Source organism: Ruminococcus sp. RTP21204st1_B2_RTP21204_210225 (assembly GCF_040914135.1).
In the GTDB taxonomy this organism is placed as follows: domain Bacteria; phylum Bacillota; class Clostridia; order Oscillospirales; family Ruminococcaceae; genus Hominimerdicola; species Hominimerdicola aceti.
This window is the reverse complement of record NZ_JBCPGA010000052.1, coordinates 1-12469: the sequence shown is the minus strand read 5'-3', so window position 1 is coordinate 12469 and position 12469 is coordinate 1. Positions and strand designations below refer to the sequence as shown.

Annotated in this window: 9 protein-coding genes; 6 read left to right on the top strand and 3 right to left on the bottom strand. The window is 43.4% G+C overall.

Translation table 11 applies throughout. The features are described from left to right. Positions 1–221 precede the first annotated feature (221 nt). A complete protein-coding gene (locus AB5123_RS12670; RefSeq protein ID WP_368364902.1) occupies positions 222–1163 on the top strand; it encodes a hypothetical protein in 942 nt (313 codons plus the stop codon). 162 nt (positions 1164–1325) lie between these two features. On the opposite strand, the gene AB5123_RS12665 is transcribed toward AB5123_RS12670, so the two are convergent. Further along, entirely contained in the window at positions 1326–2423 is a 1098-nt protein-coding gene (locus tag AB5123_RS12665) for a glycerol dehydrogenase (protein ID WP_333632148.1), read from the bottom strand. 345 nt (positions 2424–2768) lie between these two features. Here AB5123_RS12665 and AB5123_RS12660 point away from each other — a divergent pair, with 345 nt between their 5' ends. Together AB5123_RS12660 and AB5123_RS12655 are read left to right on the top strand one after the other, a co-directional pair. Further along, positions 2769–2918: a hypothetical protein gene (locus tag AB5123_RS12660; RefSeq protein WP_278460006.1), complete on the top strand. Its 150-nt coding sequence runs from the start codon at positions 2769–2771 to the stop codon at positions 2916–2918. After that, positions 2905–4464, top strand: a complete 1560-nt coding sequence (locus AB5123_RS12655; RefSeq protein WP_117878268.1) for an RNA polymerase sigma factor — start codon at positions 2905–2907, stop codon at positions 4462–4464. The genes AB5123_RS12660 and AB5123_RS12655 overlap by 14 nt, the downstream gene beginning before the upstream one ends. A 68-nt stretch (positions 4465–4532) precedes the next feature. Here the strand turns inward: AB5123_RS12655 and AB5123_RS12650 are convergent, their stop codons facing one another. Continuing rightward, on the bottom strand, positions 4533–5855 hold the full coding sequence (locus AB5123_RS12650) for a sensor histidine kinase (protein WP_041337486.1): 1323 nt from the start codon (positions 5853–5855) through the stop codon (positions 4533–4535). Continuing rightward, entirely contained in the window at positions 5855–6568 is a 714-nt protein-coding gene (locus AB5123_RS12645; RefSeq protein ID WP_337812508.1) for a LytTR family DNA-binding domain-containing protein, read from the bottom strand. The genes AB5123_RS12650 and AB5123_RS12645 overlap by 1 nt, the downstream gene beginning before the upstream one ends. 225 nt (positions 6569–6793) lie before the next feature. Between AB5123_RS12645 and AB5123_RS12640 the strand changes: the two genes are divergently transcribed. The 3 genes from AB5123_RS12640 to AB5123_RS12630 all read left to right on the top strand — a co-directional run bounded on the left by AB5123_RS12640 (position 6794) and on the right by AB5123_RS12630 (position 12357). After that, positions 6794–8512, top strand: a complete 1719-nt coding sequence (locus AB5123_RS12640; protein WP_368364901.1) for a GLUG motif-containing protein — start codon at positions 6794–6796, stop codon at positions 8510–8512. A 204-nt stretch (positions 8513–8716) separates the two neighbouring features. Further along, entirely contained in the window at positions 8717–10633 is a 1917-nt protein-coding gene (locus AB5123_RS12635; RefSeq protein WP_368364900.1) for a GLUG motif-containing protein, read from the top strand. Between the two features lie 206 nt (positions 10634–10839). Then, complete coding sequence (locus AB5123_RS12630; protein WP_347503499.1) at positions 10840–12357, top strand: NPXTG-anchored protein; 1518 nt, start codon at positions 10840–10842, stop codon at positions 12355–12357. Positions 12358–12469 lie beyond the last annotated feature (112 nt).

Genomic DNA, 12469 nt, shown 5'->3' with positions numbered 1-12469 from the left:
TTATTTTATCAGATTTTTGCCTATCTCTCTTTTCTTTTTTCTTAATTTTGTCCAATATCTATTGTAGCACTACAGTATGTAATGTCGAAAAGGTGCATATAGTCTTGACAAAAGGCTGGACGTCTGTTAAACTTATCCTAAGCAAAGACCGGGGACGACACCCATAGAAAATAACAGCGTCGGAGCTAAACGCAAGCCTGTATAATGCAGGCGCTAATTTGATGTTGCTGTGCAAGGGGGAGATACCCATAGAAAAAAACGTTATTGTTACAGACATAAACGGAAAACGAATCGGAGCTACCTATCCCAAAAGGGCTAAGGGGCTTGTTAAGAACGGTCGGGCAGAGTATGCAAGCGACTGTGAAAAATGTACTATAAGAATATTAGATACTCATAAGCCGACCGTGGATGTTACGGAGGTAAACAATATGGGTAAAGTAATAGATTTTGATCCTAGAGATTTTAAGGCTGATAAGTCCTGCGAAAACAATGTTATAGCTAAATATTTTGTGACCGATAAGGACGGCGAAAACGTTATTGCCTATTCTATTGGAAACTGGAATTGGGACTGGACGCAGATATGCTGTGACAAAAAACTTGAGAAAAATACCGACTATGTTTTCAGATTTGTGATAGTCGGAGGCTATTGCAATACGTGCAATGAAACTTCTCGCTTTGAGATCGTGCCTATGCCAGACGGCAGCTTAACCGATGAAGCTTACGAAGACAGATACACCTACGATCTGGCTCAGAACAGATATAAGCCTGTTTTATGCAAAAAGACCGATGAGGGTATGCTGAGGCTTTTTGAGATACCTTTCAGCTCCTTTGATTGCGAAGATTTCAGGTTTGTATTCATTGCAATGCACGCTGTTGCAACGCTTTATGCGCCAAAAGAGTTTTCAGCTTATGCAGACCTTGAGGATACGAATTTTGACCAGCTTCGTGATGAGATCAACAGCAAAAACAGCGAGGATAATTCTGCAAATGTGGTGATGGATTTCACAGGCGCTCATGTCACACGCTCGACTGTCACCGATCTGCTGACAATGGCTCGTTTTGGTAAAAGCGAGAATGTTTGTATTGATTTTACAGGAGCTTTCATAGAGGACGATAAGCCGGACGATATTGCTGTTGAGCTTATGGACGTTGCAGACAACTGAGCTTCGCAGGAAGATATACTTTACTAAGATATTATGATTTAATACAGCAAAAAGAGGCAGAGAAACCCATTGATCGGGTTTCTCTGTTCTTTTTCGCACAAAAAAACCACCCACAGCCAATCAGCTGTGGGTGGCAATATCATTTTAAATTAACACTATCCCTTATTTGTTCAATGCTATCTTGCCCATTGCGTCTGCCTGCATGATAGCGTCATAAAGCTCGATAGGCTGTACGTCGCCTGCAAGATTGTGGATAGTTTCGCCTGGAATACAAGCGTTCTTTGCGATAGTTTCTACCTGCTCAGGTGTAGTTACACCGATCTCCTCGAGTGTGACAGGAAGTCCCACTTCAAGGCAGAAGTTCTGTACCTCTTCAAACTCTTCCTTTGGCGCACCCTCAAGTACAAGCTGAACCAGTGTACCAAGAGCTACACAACAGCCGTGGTCTGCGTGCTTGATTCCCAATGATGTTACGCCATTGTAGAACGAGTGTGCAGCCGCACAGTTTACGTTGTCTGCTCCAACACCTGAAAGATATACGTTAGCCTCGCAGATAGCTTCAAGGGCAGGTGTAACTGCGTGTACCTTGCAAGCCTCAACTGCCTGCTTGCCGTATGTTTTCAGCGTGTCATAGCAAAGTCTTGCAAGTGCCTGTCCTGCTCTTGTGATGCCTGTGCCTTCAAGGCTTGCGGACTCTGTTCTTATGGAAGCTCTGCCCTCAAAATATGTACCAAGTGCATCGCCCATGCCTGCAATAAGGAACTTTACAGGTGCGTTTGCGATAACTGTTGTGTCTACCATTACTGCGTCTGGATTGGTAGGATAGAAAAGATATTTGTCAAAGCTGTGGTCATCATTGTATATTACTGACAGACCTGTGCATGGTGCATCTGTTGCAGCAACTGTAGGCACGATAACAATGTGCTTGCCCGTATAGTATGCTGTAGCTTTTGCAGTATCAACTGCGCTTCCGCCGCCAACTGCAACTACTGTGTCGATGTTGTCAGCCTTTACTATCTCTTCCATTTTGGCTATCTCGCCCTTGCTTGATATACCGCCAAATACTTCATAGCGTCTGTAATCGTCAAGCTCGCCAAAGCTTTTCTCTATCTTGTCATGACAGGCTTTGTAGCCACTGTTTGAACATACAAACAGCCACCTTTTGCCCATATAGCCCATTTCTTCATGAAACTTAAGTGTAGCATCTCTGCCCTGAACATATTTGAGCGGCTCACGCATTGCTCTGAGTCTTCCCATCATAATGAATTACCTCCGATTTGTTTGATTTATTAACTTTATACGGAATTCTTTCCATATTTTCAACTAGATTATAGCATATTGCACAAGAGATACAAGAAACATTTTATAAATGATATGTGAATTATCTATTATGGCAAGTTTTGAAAAATAGTTGCTTAATATACATAAATATAGTATAATGAGTATTAAGACAGTATGCGTCATAAGGTTGTGCATTTTTCATAGGCTGTGGGGTGTGTTTTTGTGCAGATATACAAAAGTGTGATGCTATGATAACCATATCGGGATAACTGCAACTAAGTATATGAAAGGGCAAAAACGAGAGAGCATGAAACGGAGATAAAAATGGAAAATGCAAAGCTTGGAGATGTCATCGCCTTTGTCCTAAGGTCCATGAACGAGGAAACTCGTCAGACAGACGATGAGGCAGAGGCGCAGATGAAAAGGTTGATACGCATACTTGTCTTGGAGGGATATGTGAATGAACAAGAATGAATTGAGAGCCGTTGTAGAAAAGGCTCAAAATGGTGAAAAGACAGCTTTTGAGAAGCTGTACAAAGAGTTCCACGAGAAGCTTTATTTCTTCGTGCTGAAAAACGTTGGGGATAAGCATACCGCAGAGGATATCACCGAGGACAGCTTTTTGGCTTCAATGGAGGGGATAGGGTCGCTGAAAGAGCCTGAGCATTATGAAACGTGGCTTCACTCTATCGCTTTCAACAAGTGCAGAATGTATTTCAGACAAAAGGGCAGAGAGGATAACATAAGCCTTGATGACGAAAACCTCAGCGAGGATATCCATGCTGACGATACTGTTATGCTCCCTGAGGATTATGCCGACAGCAAGGAGCTTAAACGCTGTCTGAAAAAGGTCATAGAGGGGCTGAAGCCTGAGCAGAGGTCGGCGGTGATACTTTATTATTATGACGGCATGCCGCTGAAAAAAGTGTCCGAGATTTTGGAGATAAGCGAGAATGCCGCCAAGCAGAAGCTTTTTAAGGCGAGGGCAAAGATAAAGAAAGAGATAGAGCGTATCTTTGAGGGCGGCGCATTTGCGGCTGTGCCTATGAGCGCAATGATGAGAGCGGCTCTGCCGAAAAAGTATGCAATGACAGCGGCTTCACCTGTTACAGCGTTGAAAACCTCTTCCGCTGCTATAAAGATAGTGGGAACTGCGGCGGCTGTGGTGGTGGCAGTGAGCATACCATTGGCTCTCCGTGGAGTGAACAACAACGGCTTCGGCGTTCACGATGACAGCAGTGTTTCAGACAGCTTAAATGATGATAGCCTTGACCTTTCTGACAGCAGTATGGCAGACGCTTCATCAGAGAAGATACCTGAAATCAGTTCGTCAAAAGCTGAAACAGACAGCATATCTGAGCCGTCAAGCGAGCCTGAAAAGGTAACAGACACCGCCGTGACAACTGCACCTGCACCTGTGCAAACCGATACTCCTGTTACAGATACGCAAGGCGAAAATACAAGCGCTGTCCTCCCAAGTGCAGACAACCCAGGCGAGGAGCTGTTTTCAAATACAGTGGGGGATATGCTCAAAATGGCAGACAACAACTATGAGTTTGTTTATCCAACATTCGTTCAAAACGGCTATGATTCTATGTATCAGTGCTCGGCTTTTCCGCAGTATCACTTCGGCAGGGCGGCTTTGAATACCGAAACAGGCAAGGGCTATGTTGACGAAAGCCTGCCTGTCACAAGGGTGGAGCTTTACAATGGTGCATACATCACAAAGAATATCTATGTGGGCATGACATACAACGAGCTTTGCAACGCTCTGGGTGAAAAGCCACTTATGTATCTTTCAAATACAGACAGAAACCGAATCGTATCAGCGACAATAAACGGCAGAACATGGTGGTTCGGCTTTGACCTCACTGACGAACAGCTTGATGAAACATATAAAAGAATGCAGGCTCAGACGGACAGCGAGACTTTTGAACTCAACCCATATCAATACGGCGTTGACATCTCTGACATTGACCCTGTTACAAGCGTGGCAGTGTGTGATATAAGCGACAATTAAGAACAGCAAAACGGATATACTATATATAATAGAAAAAGCGGAGGCTCTTTGCGAGCTTTCCGCCTTTTTCATATGTTCAGCATTACGGAAGCGTAAAACATTCCGTCACCGTATTCAAATTTAGCTACGCCATTGTATTTGGCGGCAATGTTCTTGACAGACTCTGTGCCGATCCCTTTGCCTTTGCGTTTTGAGGAAAGGAAACCGCCTTCTGGGTCGGTGAGGATAGTTCCGGTGAAGGTGTTGTCCACCGCCAGGCAGAGGGAATAGCTGTCAGCCTTTGCTCTGATTATTATTTTTTTATTCTTTGCACTGTCAGACACGCAGCCGTGAATGGCGTTTTCGATAAGATTTCCGAAAAGCACAGAGAGGTCGGTTATGTCTATTTTTATATCATCTGGTATGTCAGCGCTCACCTTGTATTCAATGCCGCTGCTTTCCGCTATTTGAGCAAAATATGCAAGAAGTGCGCTTACAGATGTGTTTTTGCAGTAAATGCGTTCTGATATATCGGGCATAGAATCCCTGAAAGAATTGAGATATTCCGAAAGCTTATCATATTCGCCCTTTTTCAGAAGCTCCTGCATAAGAGCGATATGATGTCTGACATCATGCTTATAGCGTCTTGTTTCTTTTATCTTATCCTGCAAATAGTCATATTGCAGGTTCTGCATTTCAAGCAGGTGGTTATTTTCCTGAAGCCGCAGATTTTTCTGCTGTTCGATGACCAGCCGTGCTACGATGTAATACACCAGAAACGCCCCTGCGTTTATAAAGAACAGAGCTATGGTGTTCTTTGGCTCCAGAGCAAGCTCTAAGCTGCTTTTCGTAGAGTTGCCGTAGAGCGTATAGTACCATATTATATAGAACGTAAATGGGATAAGCCAAAGATAGCGCCACTCCAGACCTGACGGCTCTCTTTCCACCGCAGGCGTGTAGACCTTTTTCATGTAGATAAAGAGCGGTCCCCATACCACGGCTTCTGTCATAAGCATACAAAGGGAAAACGACCAGCGGTATGATTCATAGGCAAGTGACGGGAACAGAATGCCCTCCAGACATTTTGAGGTAATGACGATAAAGCTTGCGTTATTTGAAAGCAGAAGCAGTGTGAAGCCTGTTTTGCCGACCTTTACCTTCACAGCGAAAAAGTAAAAAGCCGCATAGAGCAGGGTGCTGACTGCACTTAGCAGACCTGCATTTGTGCTGAAAAATGCCGCCTGCCAACCTAAGAAGATCTGCACCAGTGAAAGAGCCACAACAAGTCCCACGGTAGCTGTTTTGGAAAAGCGAAGCCTATGCCGGAAGGGATAAAGGGCAAGCACCATAAGTGGCAGAAAATTCAGAAGGGAATATATGCCCACTTCCACAAGGCGGTATAAAGGAGGCATTACTGCTCACCGCCTTTTCGCAGATCACTGAAGTGAAACTGAGCGAAGGCGTCTAGTGTTTCTCTGGATTTTCGGCGGCTTATGGGGATATGTGTGCCGTCGCTCATTATGAAAAGGTCGCTTTTTTGCTGGGCTATCTCATAGAAATTCACGATGACGCCTTTGGTGGAGGTGTAAAAGTATGAATGACTGCAAAAAATGCTCTCGATCTCAGCGAAAGAATTTCTTGAAACTATGTTTTCGCCGTCTGTGCAATGGATTGTCACGATATGTGACGCACAGTCTATGTAGATAACATTTCTGAGTATCACGTTCTGACCATCGGGAAGCTTAACGGAACGCATACGATCAATTTCATCAGAACCGATCCGGTCAAGCATGGCTTTTACTTTGTCAGCCTGAAAGGGTTTGCAAAGATAGTAGCAGGCGTTGAGTTCGTAGCTTTCGCTTGCAAACTCGTTGCTTGAAGTGCCGAATGCGATATGGACACTTTTGTCTGTTTCACGAAGCTTTTCTGCGACCTCTATCCCTGTCATTTTCCCCATGAATATATCAAGCACCACCAGATCATAAGCTCCCATCTGCCAACATGATAAAAAGCTTTCTCCGCTTGAAAACGTATCTATCTGACAGCTGTGAGCGGTTTGTTCGGAAATATATTCATGAAGAAGTGCAAGGTCGTTTTTATTATCGTCTACCAATGCCACTCTCATACTGTAAAAATCCTTTCTTATACATGATTTCTTAATATATAATAACACACATCAAAGCAAAATTCAAGCATTATTCATTTATTTTGTTACCGCTTGTGCAGATTTTTGACCGTTTGTGCCAAATCTATTGACAAAGTGTGTAGGCTATGTTAAAATAATCGTGTAAAATTATGTTCTGAGTAAAAAAGAAATATCAACCCAGAAAAATATTATGGAGGAATTAGAATGAAAAAGAAAATTTTAAGTCTTTTGGTGACGGGCTGTCTTTTGTTTGTGCCGACAACGGCATTTGCAGACGATAATAAGACGGTAATAAAAACTGTTGACGACCTGTTGGCGTTTTCAAAAGCGGTAAACAACGGAGATTATGACAAGAATAAGGACGCAGTTGTTGTTCTTGAAAATGACCTTGACTTGACAGGTGTTGTATGGACGCCTATCGGAAGTGTTTTCAATGAAAAAGGCGAACTTGAACATTATTTCAGCGGCAAATTCTACGGAAACGGTCATACTATTTCAAACATTGATTTTACGTCTATTTATGGTAAAGACGTGTTGGTCGGTTTCTTTGGCGATATTGAGGAAGCAGAGGTATCAGGTCTGACTATAGAGGGAAATCTGGATGTGACAAATACTGATAACGAATATACTGTTTATGGCACTATTGCAGGATTTGCAGGTGATTGTACTATTTCTGATTGTGTGTCAAACGTATCGTTCAACAATAACGGCAAATATGTTTATGGCTTCATAGGCATGGTAGGTCAGGCATACGGCACAACTTTTGAATATTGTGAGAACACAGCAGACATAACTATCTCAGGCGACAACGAAAGTGTTTATGTCGGCGGTATAGTTGGATATGCGCAGATTGGAACGGAAGTCCGCTATTGTTCAAGCACAGGCGATATGGTATATGCTGCACCAGACGCCGGCGGTATCGTAGGACGTTTGTATGGCGATTCCAAGGTTATAAACAGCTATGTTACAGGAAAACTCACGCCGGTTGGCAACGGAACCACAGATGTAGGCGGTATTGTTGGTTCAGTAGCCGGCGGTTCTGTAAGTGATTGCTATTTTGCAGGAGAAATTGACCTTTCACAGTACTCAGCCAAAAAGCCATATACACGTTTCGGCGGAATAGTGGGGAAGGATTCCTCGTCTACAACTGACTTTAAAAACAACTATTTCACAGAAACAGAAAATGTTGAAGCTTGCGGTTCAAATAAAGAAGCAGGCAAGGCTAAATCATATGACTATATGACAACAAAAGAATTTTATGATGAGCTGACAGCCGACGGTGCAAAGTATCAGTATGTTGAGGGAAAAACGCCTGTCCTGCCAACTAAGGAGTATGCAGTTGACTTTGACGTAACACCTGCTGACCTGAAAAATGTTGTAATAAAGGTAGACGGAAAAGAGATAACAAGCAATACTGCAATGCTTACAGCAGGCACTTACAATGTAGAGGTAACTGCTGACGATTGCGAGCCTCTCAGCAAGGAAATAACTATTTCAGCAGATATCGCAACACATACACAGGCTTTTGAACTTGCATACAAGTCAGCAGACTACACAGAGCTTGACAAGGCAGAGGAAGCCGCAAGGGCTCTCAACAAGGACGATTATGAGGACTTCTCAGAAGTCGAAAAGGCTCTTGCCGCTATCGACAGAACAAAGAACATCACAGAGCAGGCTGATGTTGACGCTATGGTAAAGGCTATAAATGACGCTGTGGCAAACCTTGTAAAGAAAGCACCTGCTTCTTCACAGCCTGACAGTTCCGCTTCTGACAGCAAGTCAACTGACAGCAAGTCAGACAGCAGCTCAAAGGCGGCTTCAAACGCTTCAAATACAAACCCGTCAACAGGCGTTGCTGGCGGAGCATTCGCTCTTGCACTTCTGAGCGGTGCGGCTGTGGTCATGGCTAAGAAGAACAAGTAATATATCCATTAAATGGATATACAAAGCAATTAAGTGGGACTTTCATACATTATTTGTTTAAATGAATACCGCTTGTGCAGATTTTTGACGGCTTGTGTCAAACTTGTTGACAAGTGTGTGGGTTGTGTTAAAATAATCGTGAAAAATTTATGTTCTGAGTAAAAAAGAAATATCAACCCCGAAAAATATAATGGAGGAATTAGAATGAAAAAGAAGATTTTAAGTCTTTTGGTGACGATGGGTCTTGCGGCAAGCTTAGTGCCTGTTTCTGTTTTTGCTGATGGTACAGAGGTCTGGGACGGCTCTGTAGCGGAGTCTTTTGCAGGAGGAAAAGGCACAAAAGATGACCCTTATCAAATAGCTACTGGCTCACAGCTTGCGTATTTTGCGAAAAGAGTGAACGCAGAGGAATATGGTGAAAAATATGCAGACACATACTTTGAGCTTACAGAGGATATCGACCTCGGTGGAAAAGAGTGGACTCCAGTAGGAGAAACTGTGGCGGATCTTATTATGGGTGGTCATGAATATTTTGTTTTCTCTGGCAACTTTGACGGAAATGGTTATACTATCAAAAATCTTACCATTGGAACAGAAACATCGCCATACAGTGGCGATGTATGCGGCTTGTTCGGTGCGACCAGCGGCACTATCGAGGACGTAGTTCTTGAAAATGTTTCTATAAACTATGTTGGCGGAAATCACAGCAGTGGATATGGCTTCCGCATGGGAGGTGCGCTTGTAGGTTATTCTATGGGCGATATAGTAAATTGTACTGTTATCGGTCTTGACATGAAAGCAGGCTCTGACGGCAGCTATGTTGCTCTTAACAGCATAGGCGGATTAGTAGGCATTCAGGACGGAGGTACAACAGTGAGCCACAGCCGTGTTTCCGGAAAGATAGAGGAATCAACAAAAAAGGGCAATGTTGGTGGCTTTGTTGGTACGCTCGCAAAAGGCTCATCTGCTAAATATTGCGGTGCAGACGTTTCTGTTGAGGTAACAGGAAACGGACGTGGCATTGCAGTAGGCGGCTTCGTTGGAATAGGTAATGGAGTGACAACTGATGAAACTTTGATAGAAAATTGCTATGCCACAGGCAATATAACAGGTGCAGAATATGCAGGCGGCTTTGTTGGAAACATCTCAGGTCTTAACATCAGCAACTGCTATGCAAAGGGTGATGTAAGCAATAGTTTTGTTGGTGCGTCATTCATGGGTACTGACGCTGCAAGCAATAACTATTATGGCACTGTAAAGAATTGCTATGCAACAGGTCTTGTATCTGATATTTCTTCTTCCGCTTATGCTTTTGCAATGCAAGATACGATGAATAGAAGTACGATTCAAAATTGCTACTACAACATACAAAATACAGCAAAAAATACGGAATCAGCAGCTTCTCTTACTATTGACGATATGAAAACAGACAGCTTTTTAAATGTGCTCAACGGCTCATCAAACGTATGGACTAAGCGTAATAACGATACTCCTGCCTGCGGTGCTGAGCCTGCTGACTACAGCGATGTTTATGAAGTGCTGGGTAATATTCCTGCCGACCTTTCTATCTACACAGATGAAAGCGTTGCAAACTTGTACAGTGCAGTTGAGGCTTTAAGAGGGTATAGAGATCTTGCACAGCAGTCAGATGTTGACAAAATGACGAAAGACATAAACGATGCCGTTGAAGCACTTGTTTACAAGTCAGCAGACTATACAGAGCTTGACAAGGCAGAGGAAGCCGCAAAGGCTCTCAACAAAGACGATTATGAGGACTTCTCAGAAGTCGAAAAGGCTCTTGCCGCTATCGACAGAACAAAGAACATCACAGAGCAGGCTGATGTGGACGCTATGGTAAAGGCTATAAATGACGCTGTGGCAAACCTTGTAAAGAAAACACCTGCTTCTTCACAACCTGACAGCGTAAGCAGTTCTGATGCTTCGTCAGATACTAGCAGTTCCGCTTCTGACAGTTCATCTTCTGACAGCAAGTCAGACAGCAGCTCGAAGGCAGCTTCAAACGCTTCAAACACAAACCCATCGACCGGTGTTGCAGGCGGAGCATTCGCTCTTGCACTTCTGAGCGGTGCGGCTGTGGTCATGGCTAAGAAGAAAAAGTAATATATCCATTAAATAGATATATAAAGCAATTAAGTGGGACTTTTATACATTATTTGTTTAAATGAATACCGCTTGTGCTGATTTTTGACCGCTTGTGTCAAAATAGTTGAAAAATTATTACCGCTCTGCTATCATAATTATAAGCAGGGCGGTTTTATAACGCAATGCAAATATGATATGAAGTCTTATATTTCGGGAGGATAAATATGAAAAAGACAAGAATTTTTAGCACAATGCTCGCAACGGTCATATGTATGGCATCTTTGCCTGCAATAAATGTTTTTGCGGCAAATCAGCAGAGAACTACAACTCTTGACCTTACAGTGGCAGGATTTCAGAACGATCAGAAAAATGAAGACGAGGGCTGGAGCTGGGACGCAGCAACTTCTACTCTTACACTTGACAATGTTGATTTTTCGACGGCGAAAAAGTCTTGTGTCATTGTTGACGGAGAAAAAGTTACTAATATAGTTTTCTCAGGAGATAACAAGATGACCTCAGGCACTACAGTTATTTCGAGAAAAGGAAGCGCAAAAGATACCGGTGTAGTACTAAGTGGAAAGACTAAGGACAGTGCGCTTAATCTTGAAGAAACAGGCAACCTTCCAGTAATGGATCAGCCTAATGTTACTTTTGAGTCAGGAACTGTCAACGCAAAGGGCGGTGCTGTCATAACACTTTATTCCATAAAGGTAATGGACGCAACTCTTAATATTGACACAAGTGAAGTTGCCGATGGTGGCTGGAATGACGGTTTGTATGCAAACGGCTCTGTTGAGATATACGGCGGAGATGTGAATATCAATGCAGGAAGAGCAGGAATATTAGTAGTTGGTATAGGTGCCCCTGAGCCTAAGACAGGCTTGATTATAAAGGACGGAAAGGTAGATATCAATGCCAAGCTTGCGGATATTTATCTTGGTACAGACAATATAAAGAACGGTCTTATCTCGGGAGGAGATATCACACTCGGTGGTGACGTAGGAATTTTCCTTAACGATTGCGAAAAGTGCGAGATAAAGGGCGGTACATTCCATACTGATGAATGTGAAAAACCATTCGCAGTTCATAGAGACAGTTCGGCTGTATTTGAGTATGCAAAGGCAGATTATACAGAGCTTGACAAGGCAGAAGAAACTGCAAAGGCTCTTAATAAGGACAACTATGTGGACTTTACAGCCGTAGAAAAGGCACTTGAAGCTATCGACAGAACTAAAAACCTTACACAGCAGTCAGATGTTGACAAAATGGCGAAAGATATAAACGACGCTGTTGAGGCACTTGTTTACAAGTCAGCAGACTACACAGAGCTTGACAAGGCAGAGAAAGCCGCAAAGGCTCTCAACAAAGACGATTATGAGGACTTCTCAGAAGTTGAAAAGGCTCTTGCCGCTATCGACAGAACAAAGAACATCACAGAGCAGGCTGACGTGGACGCTATGGTAAAGGCTATAAATGACGCTGTGGCAAACCTTGTAAAGAAAGCACCTGCTTCTTCACAGCCTGACAGCGTAAGCAGTTCTGATGCTTCGTCAGATACGAGCAGTTCTGCTTCCGACAGCTCATCTTCCGACAGCAAGGCAACTGACAGCAAGTCAGACAGCAGCTCAAAGGCAGCTTCAAACGCTTCAAACACAAACCCATCGACCGGTGTTGCAGGTGGAGCATTCGCTCTTGCACTTCTGAGCGGTGCGGCTGTGGTCATGGCTAAGAAGGAAAAGTAAATAAGATCTCCCCTATTGTTGATATTTCGGAGAAGGGCGCTGTAAAAAAAGCGCAACAAAGCCCGTGGATTCCCTCGATATGGAAGCCCACGGGCTTTAATATATCACACAG